This window comes from Microtetraspora malaysiensis (assembly GCF_050947145.1).
GTDB classification, from domain to species: Bacteria; Actinomycetota; Actinomycetes; order Streptosporangiales; family Streptosporangiaceae; genus Microtetraspora_A; species Microtetraspora_A malaysiensis.
In genome coordinates, this window is record NZ_CP191998.1 from 4,281,199 (window position 1) to 4,306,045 (window position 24,847).

Annotated in this window: 19 protein-coding genes; 11 read left to right on the plus strand and 8 right to left on the minus strand. The window is 73.4% G+C overall.

The features are described from left to right. Window positions 1–2 precede the first annotated feature (2 nt). From ACQP1V_RS20095 to ACQP1V_RS20105, 3 genes are read left to right on the plus strand one after another with little or no spacing between them, the layout of a single operon-like run. Window positions 3–1,910, plus strand: a complete 1,908-nt coding sequence (locus tag ACQP1V_RS20095) for a DEAD/DEAH box helicase (protein WP_433425227.1) — start codon at window positions 3–5, stop codon at window positions 1,908–1,910. Continuing rightward, window positions 1,910–2,488: an SWIM zinc finger family protein gene (locus ACQP1V_RS20100; protein WP_433425229.1), complete on the plus strand. Its 579-nt coding sequence runs from the start codon at window positions 1,910–1,912 to the stop codon at window positions 2,486–2,488. The genes ACQP1V_RS20095 and ACQP1V_RS20100 overlap by 1 nt, the downstream gene beginning before the upstream one ends. A gap of 36 nt (window positions 2,489–2,524) precedes the next feature. Further along, entirely contained in the window at window positions 2,525–2,989 is a 465-nt protein-coding gene (locus ACQP1V_RS20105) for a hypothetical protein (RefSeq protein ID WP_433425231.1), read from the plus strand. A gap of 386 nt (window positions 2,990–3,375) precedes the next feature. Here the strand turns inward: ACQP1V_RS20105 and ACQP1V_RS20110 are convergent, their stop codons facing one another. Then, window positions 3,376–4,275: a MurR/RpiR family transcriptional regulator gene (locus tag ACQP1V_RS20110; protein ID WP_433425233.1), complete on the minus strand. Its 900-nt coding sequence runs from the start codon at window positions 4,273–4,275 to the stop codon at window positions 3,376–3,378. Then, the gene (locus ACQP1V_RS20115) at window positions 4,272–5,801 is read right to left on the minus strand and encodes a glycoside hydrolase family 3 protein (RefSeq protein WP_433425235.1); all 1,530 of its coding nucleotides are present in this window, start codon (window positions 5,799–5,801) and stop codon (window positions 4,272–4,274) included. Before ACQP1V_RS20115 ends, ACQP1V_RS20110 begins: the two co-directional genes overlap by 4 nt. Window positions 5,802–5,938: 137 nt before the next feature. On the opposite strand from ACQP1V_RS20115, the gene ACQP1V_RS20120 reads away from it, so the two are divergent. After that, on the plus strand, window positions 5,939–7,501 hold the full coding sequence (locus tag ACQP1V_RS20120; protein ID WP_433425237.1) for a glycoside hydrolase family 10 protein: 1,563 nt from the start codon (window positions 5,939–5,941) through the stop codon (window positions 7,499–7,501). Between the two features lie 16 nt (window positions 7,502–7,517). On the opposite strand, the gene ACQP1V_RS20125 is transcribed toward ACQP1V_RS20120, so the two are convergent. Beyond that, window positions 7,518–8,498 (minus strand): N-acetylglucosamine kinase, encoded by a 981-nt coding sequence (locus ACQP1V_RS20125; protein ID WP_433425239.1) that lies wholly within the window; start codon window positions 8,496–8,498, stop codon window positions 7,518–7,520. A gap of 68 nt (window positions 8,499–8,566) precedes the next feature. Between ACQP1V_RS20125 and ACQP1V_RS20130 the strand changes: the two genes are divergently transcribed. The 4 genes from ACQP1V_RS20130 to ACQP1V_RS20145 all read left to right on the plus strand — a co-directional run bounded on the left by ACQP1V_RS20130 (window position 8,567) and on the right by ACQP1V_RS20145 (window position 15,321). Continuing rightward, a complete protein-coding gene (locus ACQP1V_RS20130) occupies window positions 8,567–9,700 on the plus strand; it encodes an anhydro-N-acetylmuramic acid kinase (RefSeq protein ID WP_433425241.1) in 1,134 nt (377 codons plus the stop codon). Window positions 9,701–9,883: 183 nt separating this feature from the next. Further along, a complete protein-coding gene (locus ACQP1V_RS20135) occupies window positions 9,884–10,477 on the plus strand; it encodes a hypothetical protein (RefSeq protein ID WP_433425243.1) in 594 nt (197 codons plus the stop codon). Window positions 10,478–10,561: 84 nt separating this feature from the next. Then, window positions 10,562–15,079 carry a cation-translocating P-type ATPase gene (locus tag ACQP1V_RS20140; protein ID WP_433425245.1) on the plus strand — a complete coding sequence of 1,506 codons (4,518 nt, stop codon included), beginning with the start codon at window positions 10,562–10,564 and terminating at the stop codon, window positions 15,077–15,079. Window positions 15,080–15,180: 101 nt separating this feature from the next. Further along, complete coding sequence (locus ACQP1V_RS20145) at window positions 15,181–15,321, plus strand: hypothetical protein (protein ID WP_433226400.1); 141 nt, start codon at window positions 15,181–15,183, stop codon at window positions 15,319–15,321. Between the two features lie 36 nt (window positions 15,322–15,357). On the opposite strand, the gene ACQP1V_RS20150 is transcribed toward ACQP1V_RS20145, so the two are convergent. Further along, window positions 15,358–18,459: a bifunctional cytochrome P450/NADPH--P450 reductase gene (locus ACQP1V_RS20150; RefSeq protein WP_433425247.1), complete on the minus strand. Its 3,102-nt coding sequence runs from the start codon at window positions 18,457–18,459 to the stop codon at window positions 15,358–15,360. A gap of 60 nt (window positions 18,460–18,519) precedes the next feature. Between ACQP1V_RS20150 and ACQP1V_RS20155 the strand changes: the two genes are divergently transcribed. Beyond that, entirely contained in the window at window positions 18,520–19,089 is a 570-nt protein-coding gene (locus tag ACQP1V_RS20155) for a TetR/AcrR family transcriptional regulator (RefSeq protein WP_433425250.1), read from the plus strand. A 53-nt stretch (window positions 19,090–19,142) separates the two neighbouring features. Here ACQP1V_RS20155 and ACQP1V_RS20160 read toward each other — a convergent pair whose 3' ends face one another. Both ACQP1V_RS20160 and ACQP1V_RS20165 read right to left on the minus strand, forming a co-directional pair. Next, window positions 19,143–19,646 carry a MarR family winged helix-turn-helix transcriptional regulator gene (locus ACQP1V_RS20160; RefSeq protein WP_067126666.1) on the minus strand — a complete coding sequence of 168 codons (504 nt, stop codon included), beginning with the start codon at window positions 19,644–19,646 and terminating at the stop codon, window positions 19,143–19,145. A 70-nt stretch (window positions 19,647–19,716) separates the two neighbouring features. Further along, on the minus strand, window positions 19,717–21,396 hold the full coding sequence (locus ACQP1V_RS20165) for an FUSC family protein (protein ID WP_433425252.1): 1,680 nt from the start codon (window positions 21,394–21,396) through the stop codon (window positions 19,717–19,719). 121 nt (window positions 21,397–21,517) lie between these two features. Between ACQP1V_RS20165 and ACQP1V_RS20170 the strand changes: the two genes are divergently transcribed. Further along, window positions 21,518–22,525: a phosphotransferase enzyme family protein gene (locus ACQP1V_RS20170; protein ID WP_387417638.1), complete on the plus strand. Its 1,008-nt coding sequence runs from the start codon at window positions 21,518–21,520 to the stop codon at window positions 22,523–22,525. A gap of 25 nt (window positions 22,526–22,550) precedes the next feature. Here ACQP1V_RS20170 and ACQP1V_RS20175 read toward each other — a convergent pair whose 3' ends face one another. Further along, complete coding sequence (locus ACQP1V_RS20175) at window positions 22,551–23,540, minus strand: zinc-binding dehydrogenase (RefSeq protein ID WP_433425254.1); 990 nt, start codon at window positions 23,538–23,540, stop codon at window positions 22,551–22,553. Window positions 23,541–23,732: 192 nt separating this feature from the next. On the opposite strand from ACQP1V_RS20175, the gene ACQP1V_RS20180 reads away from it, so the two are divergent. Continuing rightward, complete coding sequence (locus tag ACQP1V_RS20180; RefSeq protein ID WP_387417640.1) at window positions 23,733–24,356, plus strand: TetR/AcrR family transcriptional regulator; 624 nt, start codon at window positions 23,733–23,735, stop codon at window positions 24,354–24,356. Here ACQP1V_RS20180 and ACQP1V_RS20185 read toward each other — a convergent pair. Continuing rightward, on the minus strand, window positions 24,316–24,843 hold the full coding sequence (locus tag ACQP1V_RS20185) for a MarR family winged helix-turn-helix transcriptional regulator (protein ID WP_433425256.1): 528 nt from the start codon (window positions 24,841–24,843) through the stop codon (window positions 24,316–24,318). The two genes, ACQP1V_RS20180 and ACQP1V_RS20185, sit on opposite strands and share 41 nt — an antisense overlap. Between the last annotated feature and the right edge of the window lie 4 nt (window positions 24,844–24,847).

Below are 24,847 nucleotides of genomic sequence, written 5' to 3' on the forward strand. Positions count from 1 at the left end.
CCGTGCCGTGTGATGTCGAGCCGCCCGACCTGATCCAGGCCACGTTCGTTCCGGACGAGAACGCGATGGCCTGGTGGGGTACCGGACAAATCGCCGCCATCCTGACAAGCCATGGGCTCCCCGCGGGGCGGTCGGCGACTTGCCGCATCGCCGTGCCCGACCGGCAGCGCGTGATCGTCGCCGCCGACGTTGCGGTACGGCTGGTCGATCTGGATGCCGCGATACCCGCGCTGGACACCCTCACCGGCCCGGACACGGTGTTCGGCGCCTCGGTGCGAGCATGGCGCGACGCCCTTCGCCTGGTGGGCCCCGGCCGCGCCGACACCGAGGTGTCCGACGACACCGCGGCCGAGGACAATGCCTTGGCGGAACTGGCCGGGCGGATGCCGACCGCCGCACACGCTGTGCTCAATCACGATGGCACCGCGATCTACTCGGCCGCAGCGATGCTGGAACGGTTCCGGCAGGCGGTGCTCACGCGGTCGGAGCTGAAGGCCGCGGCCGTCCAGGCCGAGCTTCGCCCCTACCAGCTGGACGGGGTGGCATGGCTGCGGGCGCTGCACGGCGGCGGCGTGCTGGCCGACCAGATGGGACTCGGGAAGACGCTGCAGGCCATCGGCCTGCTGGCCACCCGGACCACCACGCGGCCGCACCTGGTCGTCTGCCCCGTCTCGGTGCTGGGCAACTGGCGGCGCGAACTGGCGCGGTTCGCCCCTCACCTGCCCGTCGTCCCCTACCACGGGCCCCGGCGAGAGCTGCCCGAGACCATGCCGCCGGGCAGCGTGGTCGTCACCAGCTACAGCGTCCTGCGCACCGATGCCGCGGCACTGGCCGCAACCGGCTGGGAGGTGCTGGTGCTGGACGAGGCCCAGCAGATCAAGAACCCCGACTCCAAGGCCGGCCAGGCCGCCGCGCTGCTGCCCGCGCGGACCCGGATCGCGATGACGGGCACGCCGGTGGAGAACCGCCTGGAAGATCTCTGGGCGCTGCTCCACTTCACCAACCCCGGCCTGCTGGGCACCCGGGAACGCTTCAAACAGCGCTTCGGCGTGCCCATCCAGCAACGGCGTTCGGCCACCGCCGCGGCACGGCTCAACACGCTCGTCGCACCCCACCTGCTGCGCCGGACCAAGGACGAGGTCCTCACCGATCTGCCACCCAAGCAGTGCTCGACCGTCACCTGCTCCCTCACCGGCGAACAGGCACGCCTCTACCGCGACGCCGTCGACCGGGCCTTCGCCGAGGGCCTGGGCACCGGCATCGGACGGCGCGGTCGTGTGCTGGCGCTGCTGACCACGCTCAAGCAGATCTGCAATCACCCGGCGCACTTCCTCGGAAAGGACGACGGCGACCTGGCCGGGCGCTCGGGCAAGTTCGACCGTGCCACCGAAATGCTCACCGAGATCGCCCAGGACCAGGACCGAGCCCTGGTCTTCACCCAGTACCGGGCGATGGGACAGATGCTCTCCCGCCATCTCGGCCAAGTCCTGGACACCGCCCCCATCCCCTTCCTGCACGGAGGGCTGAGCCCGCAACGGCGCGACCGGCTCGTCGAGGCGTTCCAGAACGACGACCACGCGCCGCCCATCCTGCTGCTGAGCCTGCGCGCCGCCGGCTTCGGGCTCAACCTCACCCGGGCCGGACACGTCGTGCACTACGACCGCTGGTGGAACCCCGCGGTGGAGGACCAGGCCACCGACCGCGCTCACCGGATTGGGCAGCGGCGCGCGCTCAACGTCCACACCCTCGTCACCGCAGGCACCATCGAGGACCACATCGCGCGCCTCCAAGAACGCAAACGCGCACTCTCCGACATCGTCGCCGGCGACACCGAGGCCGCCCTGGCCGTCCTGCCCGACGAACAACTGCACGCCATCCTCGCCCTCGACGACGACCCAGGGATCGGCTGATGGCCGCCGAGTTCGGAGCCGGTCCATGGGGCCGATCGTGGCTGCGCACACTCCAATCCCCGACCGCCGCCCCTGACCGGCGACTGCCCAAGGCACGCAGCCTCGCCCGCAACAACGCCGTCACCATCGCCACCATCGGACCGGGACTGATCGAGGCGGAAAGCAGCACCGGCGACGTCTCCCACCACGTCCGCATCCAGCTGCCGTGCTGGGCCGACCAAGTGCTGGCCGACGCCACGGCCCTTATCGACAACGCCCTGGCGGAGGCAGCCGGAGGCCTGGCCCCAGGCGACCTACCCGACGAACTCGCGCCCGTACTGTCCCGACGTGTCGGCCTCGCCGTCCCACTCGACCAACTGACGACGCACTGCACCTGCTCGGAGCGCCGCACTCCCTGCCTCCACATCCTGGCCACCCTCTACACGCTCACCCAACGTGTCGACGAACACCCCAAGACCGCCATCGAACTGCGCATGCCTAACCCGAGCCCCGGCCACCAATTGCCACCGGACTGGATCGCCCTGGCCGATCTCGATCCCGCGATCTTCTACATCGGCCGGACCGGCACCGAGGAGTAGCGACCGCGATCGCCGGCGACGGTGAAGGAGCTGCTCATGACCACCGACCCAACGATGACCCGGATCGGCCAGGGGGTGGAGTTGCATCACCACCAAGGCCGGCGTGACGCCGCTCGCGACTTGTTCGCGCAGATCTGGGACGACATCGGCGGTGAGCGAGGCGACCCGCTGCATGTTTGCGTCCTTGCCCACTCGATGGCCGACGTGCAGGACGATGTGCACCAGGAGCTGATGTGGGACCTGCGAGCGCTTGCCGCCGCCGGTCTGGTCACCGATGAGCGGGTGGCCCAAGCTGGGGTGCCACTTTCAGTGGCCGGCTTGTATCCGTCGCTGCATCTGAACTTGAGTGAGTGCTATCGCAAGCTGGGCGATTTCGGCCGCGCCCGTGAGCACCTCCAGCAGGCGCAGGCCGAGATCGGCGCGCTTGGCGACGACGAGTATGGGCAGCTCATCAGGGGCGGCCTGGAGCGGCTGGCCGAACAGTTGGGTGAGGCCACCTGACTGCGCCCCGGCAAGACGTTGGACCGTACCTCGTCCCAGCGGCGTCGGAAAGTGCAGTAGGCGATGGCATCAAGGCCGATATGGATGAGGTACGCGTGGATCCGGCGACGCGACCGCACGCGGGGTTGCCCACGGCAGGCGGGAAGCCGACGGCGGCGGGCAAGGGGCCGGACGGCGGGAAGTCGGCGCCGCAGCGCAGCGCCACTTTCGGACGGTGAGCACCACGGAAGAGCTGTGACGCACACCGGAACAGCCACCCGCCGCTCATTGACGGCGGGCACCAACGAACACCGGAGCACCCCCGCCGCTCATTGACGGCGGGCACCACGCCTCCCGGAGCAGCCGCCCGCCGCGGCGTCACTTATCGACGGCGAGCCACCACGGGCTCATCCCATCTTGGTACGCCGGCGGGAGTCCTCGACGTAGCCGTTGACCGCGGCACGGGTGGCGCGTAAGGCGGAGTCCGAGGTGTCGAAGGTGCGCTGGGCCACCCCGACGAAGATGCAGTCGACGATGAGGAGCTGGCTGATCCGGCTGGCCAGTGATCCCGGGCGGAAGGCCGTCTCCCGGCCCGCCGAGACCAGTACGTGGTCGGCGAGCTCGGCCAGGGAGGACCGGGGGTTGTTGGTGATCGCCACGGTGGTGGCTCCGGCCGCGCTCGCCACGCGCATGGGGCCGAGCACGTCGGGTGTCTCGCCGGTGCAGCTCACCCCGACGGCGACGTCGCCGGCGCGGACGAGGGCGGCGCTGGTGAGGGCGAGGTGCGCGTCGGTGAAGGAGTGGCCGGGGAGCCCGATGCGCATGAGTTTCTGCGCCATGTCGACCGCGACCAGCCCCGAGGCTCCCACGCCGTAGGCGTCGATCCGCCGGGCCGAGGCGATGGCCTCCACGATGGCGGCGAGCCGCTCGGGGGAGAGCTGGGCGGCGGTGTCGGCGAGGGCCTCGGACTCGGCCCGGGTGACCTTCGCGATCACGTCGGTGAGGGGGTCGTCGGGGCCGAGGTCGCCGGGGACGAGGCGTTCGGGTTTGGCGCGTGCCACGGCGGCGGCGAGGGCGAAGCGGAGCTGGGAGTAGCCGGCGAACCCGAGGGCTCTGGCGGTGCGCACGATGGTCGCCTCGCTCGTGCCGGAGGCGGCGCTGAACTCGGTGATCGTGCTGCCGGCGACCATCGCGGGGTCGTCCAGGATCAGGCGGGCGACGGCTTGGGCCGCGGGGGTGAGGGACGGCAGGACCGCCCGCACCGTCGCCACCAGGTTGACCGGGTTCGGCCCTTCGTGTTCGTTCACCCTGCCGCCTTCTCCTGTCCGGGTCTCGGTTCTTCGCCGCCGGTGAGCCAACGAGCGACGACGCGCTCGGATGCCCGTGAGACGCCGTGTGTAGTGACATATACCGCCCCGACTGCTTCGGCGGGAATGCCGGTCTCTACCACGATCGCGTCTGGCCGGGCTTGTACGGCTGTCGCCACGAGTTCGCGGACCCACGCGTGCCGGCCTGCGTCGTGCACGACCAGAACGACCGGCCGGTCGCCGCTCAGGTCGGGAAGCGCGGTGGCTTCCGTCATGATCGTATGGCCCTCGGTGCCGGGAAGCAGCTCGGCCAGCTCACGGGTGAGGCCGGCGGGGGCTCCGGGCTCGACCGCCCGGCTCATCCGGGGGGCGACGTGGATCACCAGGGGCGGCTGGGAGAGCGGTACGGAGGCCGCGTCGGACATGGCCACGCGCATGGCGGCGCGGGCGGTGTCCAGGCCGAGTTCCTCGGCCGCGCGGTCGACGGCCGTCGCGGGCTCGGCCGGGCGGCGCTCGGCGGCCTGGGCGGCGTGCCAGTCGGCGAGGGCGAGCACCCGGGCCGCGGCCTCGGCGAGGCGTTCCTCGGGGAGCCGGCCGTCGCGCACCGCCTCGACGATCGCGTCCCGCAGCGCGTAGACGCTCTCGCCGCCGGGGGAGGAGACGCCCACGCAGATCGCGTCCGCTCCGGCCGCGAGGGCGCGTACGGCGACCTCGCCGGGGGAGTGGAGCGCGGCGACGGCGCGCATCTCGATCGCGTCGGTGACGAGCATGCCGTCGAAGCCGAGCTCCTCGCGGAGCAGGCCGGTGAGGATCCGCCGGCTGAGGGTGGCGGGGGCGTCCGGGTCGAGCGCGGGCACCAGCAGGTGGCCGCACATGATCGAGCGGACGCCGGCCTCGACCGCCGCGCGGAACGGCGGCAGGTCGCGCTCGCGGAGCACGTCGAGGGAGGCGTGCACGGTGGCCAGCGCGAGGTGGGAGTCGGTGACGGTGTCGCCGTGGCCGGGGAAGTGCTTGGCGCACGCGGCCACGCCTTCGGCCTGGAGCCCGGTGATCCAGGCGGCGGTGTGCCGGGCGACGAGGCTGGGGTCGGGGCCGAAGGAGCGGATGCCGATCACGGGGTTGGCCGGGTTGGCGTTGACGTCCGCCACGGGCGCGTAGTTCAGGGTCACGTCCGCGGCGGCGAGGAGCCGGCCGATGGCCCGGGCGACGTGTTCGGTGCGTACGACGTCGTCGACGACGCCGAGGGCCCGGTTGCCGGGCCACGAGCTGCCCAGCGCGGCTTCGAACCGGGTGACCGCGCCGCCCTCCTCGTCGGCCGCGACGACCACGGCGGGGTTCTCCTCGCGCAGCGCGGCGATGAGCGCGGCGGTCTGCCCGACGTCCACGATGTTGCGCGCGAACAGGACGGTGCCGCCCAGGCCGTCGGCGAGCGCCCCGCGCAGCCACGCGGGCGGCGCGACGCCGTCGAAGCCGGGCTGCAGGACGGTCATGGCCAGCCGGTCCAGGCTGGAACTGCGTGCGGGCACGAGGTCACCCTCCCGTGTGGACGTCTTGAAGCAGGTTACACATCAATGACACTTTCTTTCACCGTCATTGATCTGAAAGTAAGTTTCTGCCAATCTCGCGCTCGGTGCCTTCTTCTTCATCCCCCAACGGAGGTCCGATGAGCTCCCCCACCCGACGTTCCGTCCTGCGCGGCCTGGCTCTGGCCACCGCCGCGACGGCTCTCCCCCTGTCCGCCCTCGCTTCCTCGCCCGCCTTCGCGGCCGGAAGCCCCGACGGTTACGTCCCGCCGCTGCGCCAGATGCGCGGGATGTGGATCGCCTCGGTGGTCAACATCGACTGGCCGTCGAAGTCGGGCCTGACCGTCGACCAGCAGAAGGCGGAGTATCTCGCCTGGCTGGACCTGGCGCAGGCGCGCAAGCTCAACTCGGTGTTCGTCCAGATCCGGCCGACCGCCGACGCGTTCTGGCCGTCGAACTTCGAGCCCTGGTCGGAGTGGCTGACCGGCGTTCAGGGACAGGATCCGGGCTACGACCCGCTGGGCTTCCTCGTTGAGGAGACGCACCGGCGGGGCATGGCCTTCCACGCCTGGTTCAACCCGTACCGTGTGTCGATGCAGCCGGACCCGGCCAAGCTCCACCCCGAGCACCCGGGCCGCAAGCACCCGGACTGGATCGTCTCGTACGGCGGAAAGCTCTACTACAACCCCGGAATTCCGGAGGTACGGGCTTTCGTCCAGGACGCGATGATGGACGCGATCACCCGGTACGACATCGACGGCCTGCACTTCGACGACTACTTCTACCCGGTCAACACCACGGCGTTCGACGACAGTGCGGCCTTCGCACAGTACGGCGCGGGCTTCCCCGACCTCGCCGCCTGGCGGCGCCACAACGTGGACCTGCTCGTCCAGGAGATGCAGCAGCGCGTACGGCAGGCCAAGCCGGAGGTCGCCTGGGGCATCAGCCCGTCGGGCATCTGGCGCAACAAGTCCACCGACCCCCTCGGCTCGGACACCGCCGGCGGCCAGTCCTACGACAACCTGCACGCCGACACGCGGGGCTGGGTCAGGAAGGGCTGGCTGGACTACATCGCGCCGCAGATCTACTGGTACATCGGCCAGTCGAACGCCAACTACGCGAAGCTGATCCCCTGGTGGTCCGGCGTCGCGTCCGGCACCGGCGTGCAGCTGTGGATCGGCCAGGCCGCCTACAAGGCCGGTGCCGACGGGCAGCCTGCCGAGTGGTTCCAGCCGGGCGAGCTCACCCGGCACCTCACGCTCAACCGGAACCATCCGGAGGTCGGCGGGGACATCTGGTTCAGCGCCGTAGACGTGCGCGAGGACCGGCTGGGCTCCCTCTCCACGGTCGCGACCGATCACTACACCCGACCGGCCCTCGGCCCGCTGCTGCCGCGCCTCGCGAACGGCCAGGCCCCGCGGCGTCCGGTCCTGGCCACCGCCCGGCGGGCGGCCGGAGGCGTCGAACTGCACATCGTCGCGACCGGCGGCACCATCCCGTTCCAGTTCGCGGTCTTCCGGTTCGACCGGGAGGCGGGGCCGGGTGACTTCGCCGACGCCCGCAACCTGGTCGGTCTCGTCCCGGCGGGCCGCAACGTGCGCTGGGTGGATCCCGAAGGCGGCCAGGGCGCGACCTACTATGTCGCGGCCGTGGACCAGGTGAACCGGATCAGCGAGCCGAGCGACGGCCGCACGGTCCGCTGATCAGGGCCGCCCCCGATCAGGCGATGAGCCTGCGGTGGGCGGCCAGCACGTCCGGGGCCTCGGAGGCCTCCGGCGCGGCGCGGTGGAGGGCGAGAGCGGCCGCCCCCGCCGCGCCGTCGCGGGCCGGGACCGCGGGGCCGCCGAGCCCGGACCTGACCAGGTCGGCCAGCAGGGTCGGCTCGGTGAGCAGCGACCCGGCCAGCACCGTCGGCCCGGCCTCCTCGCCCAGGGACCTGGCCGTGGCCACGAGGTGGCGCGCGGCCTCGCGCAGGATCGCCAGGGACGGTTCGTCGCCGAGGCGGGCAGCGGCCTCGACGGCCGGCGCGAACCGGCCCAGCCACGCGGGCCCGCCCTCGGCGACCCCCGCCTGGACGACCCGTACGACCGCCTCCGGGGTCATGCGCGCGCCCGGCTCGCCCGGGACTTCCACCAGGGCGTCGCGGATCGCGCACTCCGGCGGCCCGTCGAGCAGCGCCGTGGGCGTGCCCCGGCCGTCGAGCGCGCCCAGCACGGCCTGTACGGCACGCCGCCCGATCCACACCCCCGAGCCCTCGTCGCCGAGGATCCAGCCGTACCCGTCGGCCCGGGCGACGACGGCGCGCCCGCTGATCCTGGCGGCGACCGCGCCGGTGCCGGCGATGAGCACCCGGCCCGATGGCTCCTCGGTGGCCCCGGCGAACGCGGCGAGGATGTCCGGCGCCACCACCGGCCGCCCGGGCAGGCCGCAGGCCCGCCACACTTCGGCGGCCAGCGCCTCGGCCCGCTCCGGCGCCGAGCCGGCGCCGGCGAGCGCGAACACCCCGCCCGCGACCCGGTCGCGGTCCTGGCCGGACAGCGCCCCCTCCAGCGCGGAGTGCAGGCTGCCCGCGGGGTCGGCGGCGGAGAGCACGTTGGCGCCCGCGCCGCTTCCCCTCCCGGCCACGTGGCCCGTACGTGTCGCCACCACGCAGCGGGTGCCGGTGCCCCCGCCGTCGACGCCGATGACCAGAGTCGTCACACGCTCTCCATGTGTAGATAATCTTCCAAGAACTATATTCCTATGAAGAATCCCGACAAGGAGCAGGCGTGCGAGTGCTCGGGCTGATGTCAGGGACGTCCCATGACGGGATCGACAGCGCGGTCGTGGACTGGACCATGGCCGCCGACGGCGTTCTCACCGGCGTGGTCGAGCATGTGGGTGCTCGACCGTACGAGCCGGAGCTGCGGGCCGCGATCGTCGCCGCGCTGCCGCCGCACCCGGTCGACATGGCGCAGGTGTGCCGGCTGGACACGCTGATCGGCCAGGCGTTCGCCGGAGCGGCGCGGGAGTGCCCCGCCGCCGACCTGATCTGCTCGCACGGGCAGACCCTCTACCACTGGGTCGAGGACGGCCGGGTCCGGGGCACGCTGCAGCTCGGCCAGCCCGCCTGGATCGCCGAGAGCCTCGGCGTCCCGGTCGTCTCGGACCTGCGCGTCCGCGACGTGAGCGCGGGCGGCCACGGCGCGCCCCTGGTGTCCGCGTTCGACCTGCCGCTGCTGGCCGGACTGCCCGGCCGGGCCGGGGCGCTCAACCTCGGCGGGATCGCCAACCTCACCGTGCCGGCCGTCCCGGTGGCGTACGACACGGGCCCCGCCTCCGCCCTCCTGGACGCCGCCGTACTCGCCGCGACCGGCCGGCCGTACGACGAGGACGGCAGGCTCGCGGCGGCGGGAAGGGTCCACGAGGGGCTGCTCGCCGAGCTCCTCGCCGACCCGTACTACCGGCGCACGCCGCCCAAGAGCACGGGCAAGGAGCTGTTCCACGAGGGGTACCTCGCGAGGGTGGCGGCGCCGTACGCGCTGGACCTGGCGGACCTGCTCGCGACGCTGGCCGCGCTGACCGGGGAGACCGTGGCGGCGGAGATCCGGCGGCACCGGCTGGACACGGTGGTCGTGTCCGGCGGCGGCGTGCGCAACCCGGTCGTCATGGACGAGTTGCGGCGCCGGGCGCCGGGCGCCCGCTTCCTGGCGAGCGACGAGCTGGGCGTGCCCTCTGACGCCAAGGAGGCGATCGCGTTCTCCTATCTGGGCTGGCTGACCGCGCACGGGCTGGCGGGGACGGTGCCCGGCTGCACGGGCGCGTCCGGGGCGCGGATTCTGGGCACCATCACCCCGGGACGCGGCCCGCTGCGGCTGCCGGAGCCTCTCGCCGCACTGCCGGAGCGGCTCCGGCTGCGCTGACCCGCGGTTCGGGCGGCGGAGTGTCCGGGATCGAGAATGGGACTGTAAAAGGACGCGATTAGGGCTTTCCGTAATCGGCGGGCGGGCGAAGTATGGAGATACGGGAGGCCCGCCCGCAGCCGGGCGCTTTCCTCCCTGCCGTCTTGCCGGGGGACCGCTCCCGGGTGGAGGAGGGACTCGATCGTGACGGAGACGCCCCAGACGGGCCGCACGACCCGTACACGCGCGGCCACGACGCCCCGGCCGACGACGAAGAAGCAGCCGGCCGTGGAGAAGCCCGCGAGCAAGCGGACGACGACGACGGCGACGCGGACAGCCGCGACGCGGACCGCCGCCGGGACGCGGGCCGCCGCGACGCGGACGACGCGGACGACGCGGACCGCCGCGACCCGCGCGCGTGCCGCCCGCGCCGCGTCCACGCCGACCCCGATCACGCAGGGGCAACATGACGGGCACAACGGTGAATTCACGCTGAACCTGCCCATGGTCAGCCTCCAGTTCCATCGGCCGCAAATGCCGCACGTGGAGATGCCGCACATGAGCCGCCAGGAGGTCGGCCACGCCGTGGACGTGGCGCGGTCGTTCCTGCCGCCGCCGGAGCGCGTCATCTACTACGGAGGCCTCGGCGCCCTCGCCGTCTTCGGCGTGCTCGAATGGCCGGTCGCCGCCGCCATCGGCGTGGGAACCATGCTCGCGCAGCGGGGACGCACGGAGGAATCCAAGGCCTGGTCGCGGGCGCGGACTCCGGCGATGCGGTCCGCTCGGACGCGCGGGTGATCCCGCCGTCCTGTCCGGGCGGCGGTCAGACGCCCACCCGGACCGCCGCCCACCCGATCCACGTGACGGGCCGGAGTCGCTGACATGGCGCTTCCCGGACTGTCCGCTTTCGGCACGCTGCTCAGCATCCTCCCGGAGCCGCTGCGAAGTTTCGTACCACGCCCGCGCCGCCTCCAGGTGTGCGCGGGCGGAACCCGGATCGAACTGCGCCGCATCGGCGGCCCCGGAACCCGGGACGCGGCCGAGGCGCTTGAGGCCCGCCTGTGCGAGGCGGGCGCCGACCGCGCCGAGGTGAACGGCGCGCTCGGCTGCGTCTTCGTGCGTCACGCCGAGGACGCCGATCTGTCCCGCCTGCTGGCCATCGTCCAGGAGTGCGACACGGGTGCGGCCGAGCCCGACGGCCAGGAGGCCGACCCGCCGGGCGGGGGCGACCCCGACCCGGGCGACGTCGGCGACGACGAGGAGGAGGCCGAGGAGGCCGAGCAGGCCGGCGGCGTCCGGTGGGCGCGCGACGGCGTGGCACAGCAGGTCCACGCGGGCATCGCCCTGTTCGGCGGCATCGCCGGCACCAGCCTTGCGCTGGCCGGGCTCCTCACCCATGTACGGCGGCTGCCACCCACCGTCCCCGCCTTCGTGGGGCTCGTCGAGCACATGCCCCGGGTGCGGGTGACCCTGGAACGCCGGATCGGGGTGCCGGCCACCGACACGCTCTTCACGGCGAGCCGCATCGTCATCCAGACGCTCGCGGTGCGGCCCATCGCCCTCTTCCTCGACTCGCTCGCGGCCGCGGGCCGGTACGCCGACGCCCGGGCGGGCTGTCGCTCCTGGGCCCGGCGCGAGCAGGAGTTCGCGGCGCACGAAGGGGCCTACCGCCACCTGCGCGTGCCCGTCAAGCCCCGTTCCGCGCCCCTGCCGCACGGCCCGATCGAGCGGTACGCCGAGGCGGCCAGCTTCGCCGCCCTGGGCGCGCAGGGCCTCACCTCGGTGATCAGCCGCAGCCAGGAGCGCGGCGTTTCGGTGCTGATCTCGACGACGCCCAAGGCGGCCCGGCTCGGCCGGGACGGCTTCGTCAGTGTCCTCGTCCGTGTGCTGTCGGAGCGTGGCGGCATCGTGCTGCACCGCATCGCGTTGCGCCGGATGGACCGGATCGACACCGTCCTCATCGACGCCGCCGTCCTTGCCACCGGAGGGTGGGAGATCGAGGAGGTGGTGCCGCTCACGCCGGACGGCGATCGCGACACGCTGCACGCCCGGCTGTACACGCTCCTCGACCTGAAGAAGCCGGACGCGCGGCGCACGGACGGCGACTGGGTCGCCGAGCCGCTTCCACGTGAGCGGGAACAGGAGACGGGGGAGACCGAGCGGCTGGCGCTGTGGCGCGAGCACGGGGTACGGCCGATCGAGGTGCGGAGGGACGGCACGCGGGTCGCGCTCGTGGGCCTCGCGCCCGAATTGCACCCGCTCTCGGAGGCGCTCGCCGCGGCGCCGATGGGCACCGTCCGCGTCATGATCGCCGGAGGGGAGCCGGGCCTCGGCCGCCGCCTGGGCGTGGACCAGACGGCGGAACGCGCCGCGCACCTGGCCGATACGGTGCGGAGCCTCCAGCGGGACGGGCACGGCGTCGCGCTCGTGTCGCGACGCTCCCCGCACGGGTTGTCGGAGGCCGACCTCGGCATCGGCGTCTTCCGGAGCGGCTCGTCGCACGTGCCCTGGGACGCCGACGTGATCGCCGACCTGGAGGGCGTCCACCTGCTGCTGCGCGGCCTGCCGTATGCCAGGAAGGCGAGCGAGCAGAGCGTCCGGGTGACCATGTTCGCCGCCGTGCTCGGACTCGGGATGGCGGCGCTCGGCCCCGGCCGGCGCGCGATCCCGAGCGCCCTCCTCCTCGGCGACGCCAGCGCGCTGGCGGCGATGGTCGTCGGCGCGCTGGTGGGCCGCGGCCTGCGCGGCGTGCGGCCGCCGACCGCCACCGACCGCACGCCCTGGCACGCGATGGCGACGTCGGACGTGCTGACCCGGCTGGACACCTCGTCCACCGGCCTGGAAGAGGAGGAGGCCGTCCACCGGCACGAGGCGGTCACGCCCCACGCGCCGGAGAAGCCGCCGTCGCTGGTCCGGGCGTCCGTCGAGGAGCTCGCGAACCCGCTGACCCCGGTCCTCGCCACCGGCGCGGGGGTGTCGGCCGTGGTCGGCTCGGTCCTGGACGCCGTCCTGATCGGGGGGGTGATGGTCGTGGACGCCCTCCTCGGCGGTGCCCAGCGCAGGGACGCCCAGCGCGCCCTGCGTCACCTCACGAAGGAGACCGAGCTCCACGTACGGCTCCTGCGGCGGGGCGGCCACGGGGGAGCGATCGCCGAGGACCTGGTCCAGGGCGACGTGATCGAGCTGCGCGCCGGGGACGCGGTGCCCGCCGACGCCCGGCTGATCAGGGCGGTCGGCCTGGAGGTGGACGAGTCCACGCTCACCGGCGAGTCGCAGCTCGTGACCAAGACGACGGCGCCCACGGCGGCGCCGGCCGTCGCCGACCGGACGTCGATGGTCTACCAGGGCACCACCGTCGCGGCCGGGCACGGCCTGGGTGTGGTCGTCGCGGTCGGCGGGGGGACCGAGGTGGGCCGCACGGCGGAGATGGGCGGCGAGGGGCCGCCCCCGAGCGGGGTGGAGCTGCGCCTGCGCGAACTGAGCCAGCGCATCCTGCCCGTCGCGCTCGGCTCCGGCGCGCTGCTGATGGTGATCGACCTGCTGCGCGGTTCGCCGGTCGCCTCCGCCGTGTCGACCGCGGTGAGCCTGTCCGTCGCCGCGGTCCCGGAGGGGCTGCCGTTCATCGCCACCGTGGCCGAGCTGGCCGCCGCCAGGCGGCTGTCCACCCGCAACACCCTGGTCAGGAACCCCTCGACCATCGAGGCGCTCGGCCGCGTGGACGTGCTGTGCTTCGACAAGACCGGGACCCTCACCGAGGGGCGCATCAGCCTGGGCCGGGTGTCGGACGGCTGGACGGAGGAGGACGTGGACGCCCTCACCCCGGGGCTGCGCCCGATCGTCGGCGCCGCCCTGCGCGCGTCCCCCCGGTTCGGGGGCGGCCGGGCCATCCCGCATCCGACCGACCGGGCCGTGGTGGACGGGGGGACCCGCATCGGCGTGACCCCCGAGGACGGTCTGCGGGAGTGGACGCGCGTCGACGAGATGCCGTTCGAGCCGGCCCGCGGCTACCACGCCGTGCTCGGCCTGTCCGAGGCCGGCCACCTGCTGAGCGTCAAGGGGGCGCCCGAGGTCGTGCTGGAGCGCTGCGACAGCGTCGTACGCGACGGCGAGGTCGTCCCCCTGGACGACAAGATCCGGACGGAGCTGGGTGAGGAGGTGGACCGGCTGGCCCGGCAGGGCTACCGCGTGCTCGCGGTGGCCGAGCGCCGCGCCTCCAGCCGAGCCGACCTGGACGAGTCCCGGATCAGCCGTCTGTGCTTCCTCGGCTACCTCGGCCTGTCCGACCCGGTACGGCCCACGGCGAAGCGGAGCGTGGAGGGGCTGATCCGCGCCGGGGTCCGGGTCGTCATGATCACGGGTGACCACCCGAGCACGGCCGAGGCGATCGGGGCCGAGGTCGGCGCGCTGAACGGGATGCCCGTCATGACCGGCCCCGAGATCGACGAGATGGACGACGACGCCCTGGTGGAACTGCTGCCCAAGGTGTCGGTCTTCGCGCGGGTCACCCCCGCGCACAAGGCGCGGATCGTGTCCTGCCTGCGCCGCGCAGGGAAGGTCGTGGCGGTCACCGGCGACGGTGCCAACGACGTGCCCGCGATCCGGCTCGCCGACGTGGGGGTGGCGCTCGGATCGGGGGCCACGCCCGCCGCCCGCGCCGCCGCGGACATCGTCGTGGCGGACAACCGCATTGAGACGATCATCGACGCCATCGTCGAGGGGCGGGCGATGTGGGGATCGGTCCGCGAGTCGCTGGGCATCCTGCTCGGCGGCAACGTCGGGGAGATCCTCTTCACCGTGGGCTCCAGCCTGCTCACCCGGCGCAGCGCGCTGAACGCCCGCCAGCTTCTCCTGGTCAACCTGCTCACCGACATGCTCCCGGCCATGATGGTCGCGGTGCGCCCGCCGAGCGCCATCAGCCCGGAGAAGCTCCTGGAGGAGGGGCCGGAGGCGTCCCTCGGCGCCGCACTGACCCGCGACATCTACGTACGCGCCGGGACGACGGCCGTGGGCGCCGGGCTGGCCTGGGCGCTGGCGCGGATGACCGGGACGCGCGGACGGGCGGACACGGTCGGGCTGATCGGCCTGGTGGCGACGCAGTTGCTGCAGACGCTCATGGCCGGCGGCAGGGACCGCCCGGTCACGCTGGCCGTGCTGGCGTCGCTCGCCGTCCTGGCCCTGATCGTGTCGGTTCCCGGATTCAGCCAGTTCTTCGGCTGCCGCCCGGTCGGGCCGTTCGGCTGGGGCATCGGGCTCGGCTGCGCCATGGGGATCGGCCTGCTGGGGCGGGTGGTCGAGCGGGCGGTGGCGGTCCACCCGGCGGGCTATCCTGAGGTTCACCCCGAGATTTCGGTCGCACCGCAGGTCACACTGGTTCCTGCCATCGCGGGGGCCGCCGAGTAGTCATTGCCTGTTCATCTTCTGTTCACCTAGATGGTGCCTCGCTATCCGTTTATGTGGTGGAATCTGGCCGTAAGTGCAGTTTCACCCCCGTGAGGTATCAAGTGTCCGAATTCCTGGCTTCCATTCTGGCCAAGGCGGCCTTCATGCTCCTCGAGGCCCTGATCATGCGGATCGTCCAGTCCCTGGTCATGTCCACGATGCGTACGGGCGGGCCCCAGCCGGTCCTCTTCCAGGCCGCGTAGGGCCCGGCCCGCTCCTTCCACTTCGGCGGGAGCTCCTCAGCCGCCGAACACGTCCTGCTGGTAGCGGCCCTCCGCGTCCAGCCGGCGTACCCCTTCTTCGCCGCAGATCTCCACCAGCGCCCGGCGCACCGCCGGGGCCATCCGCACGCCGTCGCCGCAGACGTACACGTACGCTCCGCGCTCGACCAGGTCACGCACACCCTCGGCGTCCGCGAGCAGCGCCTCCTGGACGTACCGGTGCGGGTGGCCGGGCAGCGCGGAGAACGCCACGCGCACGTCCGCGTCCCAGGTCTCGTCCCGGTACAGCCAGTCGTGCTCGGGGTGGCGGCAGCCGTAGAACACCTTCGCCGGACCGGCGTCCGGCAGCAGCGACCGCTCCTCCAGGAAGCCGCGCAACGGCGCGAAACCGGTGCCGGGGCCGATCAGGACCAACGGCGTGGCCGGGTCGGCGGGCAGGTGGAACGGGGGAGAGGGCACTCGGACGTACCCGTAGAACGCGTCCCCCGGCTCAAGGCCGGCCAGGTAGGCCGAGCACATCCCCCGGTACCGCCCCGTCCCCGACCAGGCGGGGCCGTCCACCAGTCCCACCGTGATCCGTACCCGCCGCGGCCCGGCCAGCGGCGAGGAGGAGATCGAGTAGAAGCGCGGCCGGATCGGGCCGCACATCTCCAGGAACGCCTCCAGCGGCAGCGCGATCGACGGGAACCGCTCCAGCAGGGCCAGCACCGACACCCGCTTGGCCAGCACGTCCTCGGCGTAGTCGATCCGGGCCAGCTCGCCCCGCGTCCACGGGCACTCTGTGAAGGACGCCAGCGTCTCCAGGTCCGAGCGGGTGGCGACCTCCTGCAGCTCGACGAACTCGGTCAGCAGCAGCTCCACCGGCACCGGAACGCCGAGCGGCAGGTGCGTGGCGCGCTCGCCCTCCTGGCTCAGCCGCACCACCTGACCGGCGGGCAGCCGCAGGCAGTGCGTCGCCCACGCGACCAGTTCGGGGTCGTTCTTCGCGTACACGGCGAGGTGGTTGCCCGCCTCGTACGTGACGCCCTCGGGCAGCTCGGCGACGATCGAGCGCACCCCGGGCCGGGGCCGCTCGTCGCCGAAGTCCCACAGCCCGGACGGATCCCGGACCAGCTCCTCGTTGGAGATCACCGTGAGCGGGACCGCCCGATCGGAGACGACCGCGGGCCGCACCTGCGTCTGCGTCAGCAGCTCGGCCCGGTAGCGGCGGCCCTCCGGCTCGGCCGCCGCGCCCGCGCCGTACTCGGCGGCCAGCGCCGACCAGAGCGCGGACGTCCAGGCCTGCACGTCGCCGTCGAAGTCGGCCGAGGCGTCGGCCTCGCCGCGCGGGACGAACTGCTCGGCCCCCGCGGCGAGCAGCTTGTCCTCGACCCTCCTCGGGAACGCCTGGTACGTCGGCCACTGCGTGTTGCCGCAGCCCAGCACGGCGAAGCGCAGCCCGCGCAGGTCGCCGAGACTCTCCGCCGCGTCGAAGGCGGCGGCGTTGTCCGGGGCCCGGCCGTTGTAGCTGGCCGCGACCACGACGAGCAGCCCGTCCCGGGGCGGCTCCAGCGCGTCGAGCGAGGTCAGCGTGGTCGCGAAGCCGGACCTGCGGGCCCGGTCGGCGACCTGCTCGGCGATGTCCTGCGAGGTGCCGAGGTTCGAGCCGTAGGCGACGGTCAGGCCCACCCCCTGGACCCGGACCTGGGCGCCCTGCTCGGCCTCCGCCTCCGCCGGGTCGGGCGCGGGTGCGGCGTCCAGCCGCTCGGCCGTCCGGCGCGGTCGCACCCGCACCGTGAAGTTGTCCGGCTTGATGGTGAGGGTCTGCTTGATCTCCATCCGGTACGCCTCCGGATCGGAGATCGCGAACCGCTGGAGGACGAGCGCGAGCGCCAGCCGGGCCTCGGTGAGCGCGAACTGGCGGCCGATGCAGGCCCGCTCGCCGTTCCCGAACGGCTTGTACGCGTGCGGGTGGTGCGCGGCCTTGTTCTCGGGCAGCCAGCGGTCGATGTCGAACTCGTCGGGCCGCTCCCACGCCTTGGGGTGGCGGTGCAGCGGCGGCAGCAGCACCGCACACTTGGTCCCTTTCGCCACCGGGTAGTGGCCCCCGATCACCGTGTCCTCGCGCGGCGCCAGCCCGATCGAGGGGATGGGCGACCAGATCCGCAGCGTCTCGTCGAGGATCCGCGGGATGACGTCCAGCTTCATGATCGTCTCGTACGTCGGGACGGTGTCGCCGGGAAGCAGGCGGTCGACCTCGGCGTACGCCTGGGCCAGCACCTGCGGGTTGCGCAGCAGGTTGTAGATCGCGAAGGAGAGCAGGCCGCTGGTGGTCTCGTGCCCGGCGATGAGGAAGGTCAGCACCTGGTCGCGGATGTTGGCGTCGGAGAGCCGCTCGCCGGTGCGCGGGTCGGCCGCCTGCAGCATCAGCCCGAGCAGGTCGGTCTCGCCCGTGCCGGCCCCGGCCGCGCGCCGCTCGCGGATGACCTCGTCGACCAGCTCGCGCATCCGCGCGATGTCCGCCTGGTACGCCTCGTCTGCCCGCCGCTTCATCCTGGTGACGAACGGGAGCTGGCGGTTGCGCGCCATCGCCTCGGTCAGCGCGTTGCCCATCGAGCGCAGGAAGGGGTGCAGCTCGGCGCTCTGGAAGGAGTCGAAGCGGTAGCCGAACCCGGTGAGCGAGATCGTGTCCAGGGTCAGCCGCGTCATGTCCTCGGGCACGTTGACCTCGTCGGAGCGGGCCCACTTCGCGGTCAGCGCCTCGGCGACCTCCAGCATCTGCGGAAAGTACGCCTTCATCGACCGCTGCCCGAACGCGGGCAGGAGGATCCGGTGCGCCTGCCCCCAGACCGGGTCGTCGCCGCGCGCGGTGAACAGGCCGTCACCGGCGAAGTCGCGCACGGTGGACAGCGGTGCGTCCACCGGCTTGTAGAACCGGCTTTCGTCGCACAGCTCCGCCACCAGGTCGGGGTCGTAGACGAAGAGCACGCTCCGGCCGGGCAGTTCCATCCGGTAGAGACCGCCCGGGTGCTGCGCGGCCACCTCCTCGAAGTACGCGCTCGGACGGTCGTGCGGGACGCGCAGCGCGTTCCCCACGACGGGCAACCCCCGGAGACTGGGAACGGACACGAGCTGGGCCATGAGAGACGACCTCCTACCTTCTGTCAGCCATACACCGTATGGAAAGCTACCATACGGTGTATGGCAGTGAGTGCACGGAGAGGTTCGCCCCTCTCGCCCGAGGAGATCCACGCGGAGGCGCTGCGCCTCATCGACGAGCACGGGGTCGAGGCGCTGAGCATGCGCAAACTCGCCGCGGCGCTGAACGTCAACCCGATGTCGCTCTACCACCACGTGCCGAACAAGGAGGCGCTCCTCGACGGCGTACGAAACCTGGTGCTCTCCGAGATAAAGCCGGCCGACGACGACGGGTCCTCCTGGCAGGAGCAGGTCAGGGTTCTCGGCGCCGGGCTGCGCGCCCTGGCCCACCGGCACCCCTCGCTCTACCCGTACCTGTGCGCCCACCCCCAGCTCATGCGCCAGGACGCGGTGGCGGGCGTGCTGTGCCGGGCGCTGGCCGCGGCGGGCGTGCCCGAGGAGCGGATGGCGGCGGTGCGCAACGCCCTCTTCGCGTTCACCGCCGGGTTCCTGGTGGCCGAGATCAACGGGGTGTTCCCCCGTGACGACGACGCCTATGAGGAGGCCGTCACGCTCATCGTCAACGGCCTGTCCGCGTACGGGAAGGACGGCTCCGGCGCGGCACGCGGGTAGCCGGCCCGCGCACCGCGCCCTGCCTCGACGCCCTGCCTCGACGACCGGCCTGGTCAGCCGACCAGGCCGCCCAGTCGTCCCTCCAGGGTGACCAGCAGCTCACCGAGCGCGGCGGCCAGCCTGTCCTGGCGCTCCGGATCGAGACCCGACAGCAGGGCGGCCTCCAGGGCGAGCTGCTCGGGCAGGAGCCGGTCGATCAGCTCGCGGCCCCGCTCGGTGAGCGACAGATGGACCACCCGGCGGTCCCGCCCGTCCACCCGGCGCGCCACCAGTCCCTCGCGTTCCAGGACCCTGACCCGCTTGGTGACGGCGGCCCCGGACGCGAACGTCTCCCTGGCCAGCCGGCTCGGGGTCAGCTCGCCGCCGACCCGGCGCAGCGCCGCGAGGACGTCGAACTCCGGCCGGGTGAGGCCCTCATCGCCCAGCAGCGCGTCCGAGGCCTGGCGCAGCAGCGCCGAGCAGCGGCTCAGCCGCCCGATCACGGCCATCGGCCCGAGATCGAGATCGGGGCGCACCCCCTGCCATTGGCGTACCACCCCGGCGACGACGTCCTCCATACGGACTCCCTTCCTTTAAGTCGTGTCCGACAAATCAAGCAATTGTCAGACACTCCCTGTCGGGCGGCTGTCAGGCGGCCCGCGCGACGGGCAGCCGCGCGGCCAGCTCGGCGAGCAGGTGATGTCCCTCACGTTCGGCCAGGGCGACCTCCTGCTCGGGGAGCGCCCGCTGCCACCACTCGCCGGAGGCGACGTCGACGGCCTCGCGGAGCTGGACCAGGGCCTCAGCGAGCTCGCGCCGCACCCGCGCCGCCTCACTCGCGCTCGGGGCCGCGCCGTACGGCTCCCGCGCCGCGACGAGGTCGCGCGCGTCCTCCTGGGCCCGGGCCGCCCGCCGCAGCGCGCGATCGACCCGGCCGCCCGCCCGCCGGTTCGTCACCAGGAGGCAGCTCAGGACGCCGAGCGCCGCGCCGACGCAGGTGTCCAGCCAGCGGTCGGCGACCAGCACCGACGCCGGCTGCCGCACCGCGAACTCCGTCATCAGCAGGGCCATCGGGGTCAGGAAGACGTTGCCCGCCCAGTAGTTGCGGGTCATCGCCGCCTCCGTCAGGAACTGGCAGACGAGGACCGTCGCGATCAGCGCGAGCGGGCCGAGCCGCGACACCGGCAGGATCGCGGTGAACAGCACGAGCCCGGCCAGGCTGCCGAGCACGCGCTGCAGCGCCCGCTGCCAGCTCAGTGACGTGTTCGCCTGGAAGACCGCCGCGGCGGTGACGACCGCCCAGTACGGATGGCCGACCCCGGCCGCCATCGAGGCCCAGCCCGCCAGGGCGCAACCCACCGCGACCCGCGCCCCGATGGGGAGCAGCGGCGACCCCGGCCGCAGCGCGGACAGCAGGGGGCGCAGGCCGCATCCGGCTCCCGCGGCGGGGAGCCGGGACAGGGCGCAGGCGCCGGGCTCCGGCGCAGCCGTGGGCAGCGGGCCGCGCCGGCGCAGCGCGCGGGCCCACTCGCGCAACCGCGCGGCCTCGGCCGGGTCGGCCCGTCCGCCCGCGAGCGCGGCCTCCGCGTGCTCCACCAGCCGCTCCAGCGCCGCCTGCGAGTGCAGACCCGCGGCCGACCTCGGGCGCAGCAGCGCGAGGGTGTGCCAGGCGGCGTTCACGGCGGCGGCGGTGTCGTGCCGGGCGGCGCCACGCGCGGGCCCCTCCTCGGGCGTCCCCGAGCGGAGCAGGGCGGCCGACTCCAGGGCGCGGGCGACGGCGACGCGCTCCGGGCCGTGCGGGCGCAGCAGCGCCGGGGCCAGGCAGACCAGCAGCGCCACCGCGCCCGCGCCGAGGCCGACGGCCAGGTGCCCGGGGATGTCGCCCAGGCGCTGCGGGAGGAAGGCGCAGGTCGCGGCGACGAACGTGAGGACGACGTTGCCGGGAGGGCCGATGCGGGCGGCGTCGCAGAGCACGCGGTGGACGGCGGCGATCAGTGCGGCGACGGCCACCCGGATGAGCGTCGAGTCGGTGAGGGAGGCGGTCACCAGCGCCACGCCGGTGCCCGCGAGCATCCCCGCGACCACCCAGGGCAGCGTCCGGAGCCGCGCGGCGTACGGCAGGCCGTGGCAGTACAGCGCGCACAGCGAGCCGGCGGAGGCGTAGATCGCCAGGTCGAGGCGGCCGAGGAGGAGCAGGACCAGGCTGGGGACGGCGGTCGCGATCACCACGCTGAGCGCGGGCTTGTGCCAGATGTCGCCGAACGGCCGCAGGCGCAGCACGCCCTTCACCGGAAGCGGGCGGACGAGGTCCCTCAGCCTCGACTGCACCGGAACATCGTGATATGTCCCCATGTGTACTAGTTTAACGGATGATTTACTTGGAAAATATCTCGCTGCTCCACAATGTCGATGACCTTGCCGCCCTCACCAGCCCCTCGGAGGACAGCGCATGCGGGAACACGACCTCTCCGGAGGCGCGGAGGTGCTGGCGCGGACCGACCTCGTCGCCCGCCTGGCGCTGCGCCACCACACCCTGTCGCCGGAGGCGTCCGCGACGCTGATCAACGTCTCGGAGAACGCGACGTACCGGGTGGACGACCCGGCCACCGGCCGGCGCTCCATCCTGCGCGTACACCGCCTCGGCTACCACTCCGAGCAGGCGATCGCCTCCGAGCTGGACTGGCTGGAGGCGCTGCGCGAGGAGGCCGGCGTACGCACCCCCCGGGTGATCCGCTCCGCCGCCGGCACCCGGATCCTCGCGATCGACGGCGCGGGCGGCGAGCGGCGCCACTGCGTGATGTTCGAGCACCTGCCCGGGGCCGAGCCGTCCGAGGACCGCCTGGTCGAGGACTTCGAACGGCTCGGCGCGCTCACCGCGCGCATGCACCGGCACGCGCGCGGCTGGCGGCGGCCCCCCGGCTTCCACCGCTTCCACTGGGACTACGACGCCGCGCTCGGCGCCGAATCCCGCTGGGGACGCTGGCAGGACGCCGTCGGGGTCCACGGCGAGGCCGCGGCAGTCCTGGCGCGGCTGGACGCCGAACTGCGGCGGCGGCTCGCCGCCTTCGGGCGGGGGAGCGACCGCTACGGCCTCATCCACGCCGACCTGCGGCTCGCCAACCTCCTCGTCGAGGGGGCCAGCACGCCGCACGTCATCGACTTCGACGACTGCGGGTTCGGCTGGTACCTCTACGACCTCGGCGCGGCGCTCAGCTTCATCGAGCACCACCCCCAGGTGCCCGAGATGATCGACTCCTGGCTCCGGGGATACCGCGCCGTCCTCCCCCTGGGGAAGGAGGAGGAGCGCGAGATCTGGACCTTCATCCTGTTCCGGCGGCTGCTGCTGGTGGCCTGGATCGGCACCCACTCGGCCGTCGACATCGCCCGCGAGCTGGGCGCCGGATACACCGAGGGGAGCTGCGAGCTGGCCGAGCGCTATCTCGCCGGCTCCCTCTGACCCGCTCCCGGCCGGCCGGAGCCGGTCAGGGCACGAGGACGACCTTGCCCGTCGTGGCCCGGCTCTCCAGCGCGGCGTGCGCGGCCGCGGCGTCCTTGAGCGCGAACGCCTGCGTCAGGGGGACCAGCGCGCCGTCCGCCGCCGCGGCCAGCGCCCGCTCCTCCAGGCCGCGCAGGCCCCCGGGCCGGTTCAGCACCCGAGGGCCGACCGCGACCGTCGCCGTCAGGCCCCGCGCGTACAGGTCCCCGGTGGTGACCTCGGTCGGCCCGCTCGCGGCGTCGGCCCAGCCGAACAGGACCAGCCGGCCGCCGATGCCCAGCAGCTCCAGCACGCCGCGCCCCAGCGCGCCGCCGACGCCGTCCAGCCCCACCGTCACCGGGCGGTCGCCGAGCGCGTCGCGCACCGCCTGCGGCCAGTCCGGCTGGGTGTAGTCCACGGCGTGCGCGGCGCCCAGCGCGCGGACCCGCGCGACCTTCTCCGGGCCGCCTGCCAGTCCGACCACGGTGGCCCCGGCGGCGAGCGCCGCCTGCACGAGCAGGTTGCCGATACCGCCCGCCGCGGCGGTCACCAGCGCGACGTCGTCGGAGGTGATGGCGGCCACGTCCAGGATGCCCATGGTGGTGCGGCCGGTCCCGATCATGGCGACCGCAGCCTCGTACCCCAGCCCGTCCGGGAGCTCGTGCACCGCTGCGGCGTCCCGTACGGCCAGCTCGGCGTAACCGCCGGGCGCCATGCCCAGGTGGGTGACGACGCGCTTGCCCAGCCAGCCGGGGTCGGCGCCCTCGCCGACGGCGTCGACCACCCCGGCGACCTCGCGCCCGGGGATCGTGGGCAGCTCCGGGACGGGGATGGGGCCGCCGCCGTAGTTCCCGGCGCGAAGCACGGTGTCGACCAGGTGCACCCCGGCCGCCCGTACGGCGATCCGCACCTGGCCGGCGGCCGGCGCGGGGTCCGGGGCTTCCTCGTAGCGGAGGTTCTCCGCGGGTCCGAAGGTGTGCAGGCGGATGGCGCGCATGGGTGTCTCCCCGATTCGTCCGATGTCTCGCGGGCCGAGCGGCCCGTGCCATCCGTTGTAGATCAGCGCCACCCGCGTCCGCCATCGGACGTAGGGCCTAGGCCGGGAGACCGGCGGGAGACGGGAGACTAGTGCCATACACGTGACGGGGCGGACCGGCCCCGTCTTCGAGCATCCAGGGAGCCGGCACAGATGAGTCCACGACGGCGGGACGACGAGGGCGCCGCGAACGCGCGGGCGGGCAGGCGCGCGGAGCTGCTCGCCACCGCGGCCGAGGTGTTCGCCTCGCGAGGGTACGCCGCCACCACCGTCAGGGAGATCGCGGACGCGGCGGGCATCCTCGGGGGCAGCCTCTACTACCACTTCGACTCCAAGGAGTCGATCGTCGACGAGATCCTCTCCACGTTCCTCGACGACCTGTGGGCCCGCTACGACGAGGTGCTCGCCGCGGGTCTGGGGGCGCGCGAGACGATGGAGCGCCTCGTCGTGGAGTCCTTCCGCGCGATCGACCGGCACCGGGCCGCCGTGGTGATCTACCAGAACGAGTCGCGGCACCTGTCGGAGGGGGAGCGCTTCGTCTACCTGCGCGAGTCCTGGGACCGGTTCGAGCGCATGTGGGGTGAGCTGCTCGACCGGGGGATCAAGGAGAACGCGTTCCGGCCGGACCTGGACGTGCCGCTGGTGTACCGGTTCCTGCGCGACACCGTGTGGGTGGCGGCGAGCTGGTACCGCCCCGGCGGCCGGCTGCCCGCCGACGAGATCGCCCGGCGCTACCTCAGCATGGTCCTGGAGGGCATCCAGGCGCCCACGGAGTGAGGGGCGGGTCCTCGGTGCCCGTGTCGTCCCCCTCGCGCGCGTACGCGTCCATGAGGGCGGCCAGGACGTCGCGGAACCCCTGGGCCTGCTCGGGGGTGAGCGGGTCGAACAGGCGGCGGCGCACCTCCTCGACGTGGCCGGGCGCGGTCGCCTCCAGGACCGCGAACCCCTCACAGGTCAGCTCGGCCATGGTCGTGCGCCGGTCGCGCTCGTGCTTGACCCGGCGCACCCAGCCCTTCTCCTCCAGACGGGCCATGGCGTGGGAGAGCCGGCTGGCGGAGAACCCGGTGACGCAGGCGAGCCGGGTCATCGTCATCTCCCGGCCCGGCGCCTCCGACAGCATGGCGAGGATCATGTAGTACGCGTGCGGCATGCCCGAGTCGCGCTGGAGCTGCCGCTCGAGGGCCTCCTGGAGCAGCCGCGTGCTGGCCAGGTAGGCCCGCCAGATCCGCTGCTCCTCGTCGCTCAACCATCGCGTCCCGGACATGACC

Excerpts from the sequence above, each read along its gene's own strand:
- ACQP1V_RS20120 (WP_433425237.1), top strand. The coding sequence starts at position 5,939 with ATGAGCTCCCCCACCCGACGTTCCGTCCTGCGCGGCCTGGCTCTGGCC.
- ACQP1V_RS20150 (WP_433425247.1), bottom strand. The coding sequence starts at position 18,459 with ATGGCCCAGCTCGTGTCCGTTCCCAGTCTCCGGGGGTTGCCCGTCGTG.
- ACQP1V_RS20155 (WP_433425250.1), top strand. The coding sequence starts at position 18,520 with ATGGCAGTGAGTGCACGGAGAGGTTCGCCCCTCTCGCCCGAGGAGATC.
- ACQP1V_RS20140 (WP_433425245.1), top strand. The coding sequence starts at position 10,562 with ATGGCGCTTCCCGGACTGTCCGCTTTCGGCACGCTGCTCAGCATCCTC.
- ACQP1V_RS20100 (WP_433425229.1), top strand. The coding sequence starts at position 1,910 with ATGGCCGCCGAGTTCGGAGCCGGTCCATGGGGCCGATCGTGGCTGCGC.
- ACQP1V_RS20185 (WP_433425256.1), bottom strand. The coding sequence starts at position 24,843 with ATGTCCGGGACGCGATGGTTGAGCGACGAGGAGCAGCGGATCTGGCGG.
- ACQP1V_RS20175 (WP_433425254.1), bottom strand. The coding sequence starts at position 23,540 with ATGCGCGCCATCCGCCTGCACACCTTCGGACCCGCGGAGAACCTCCGC.
- ACQP1V_RS20180 (WP_387417640.1), top strand. The coding sequence starts at position 23,733 with ATGAGTCCACGACGGCGGGACGACGAGGGCGCCGCGAACGCGCGGGCG.
- ACQP1V_RS20160 (WP_067126666.1), bottom strand. The coding sequence starts at position 19,646 with ATGGAGGACGTCGTCGCCGGGGTGGTACGCCAATGGCAGGGGGTGCGC.
- ACQP1V_RS20105 (WP_433425231.1), top strand. The coding sequence starts at position 2,525 with ATGACCACCGACCCAACGATGACCCGGATCGGCCAGGGGGTGGAGTTG.
- ACQP1V_RS20170 (WP_387417638.1), top strand. The coding sequence starts at position 21,518 with ATGCGGGAACACGACCTCTCCGGAGGCGCGGAGGTGCTGGCGCGGACC.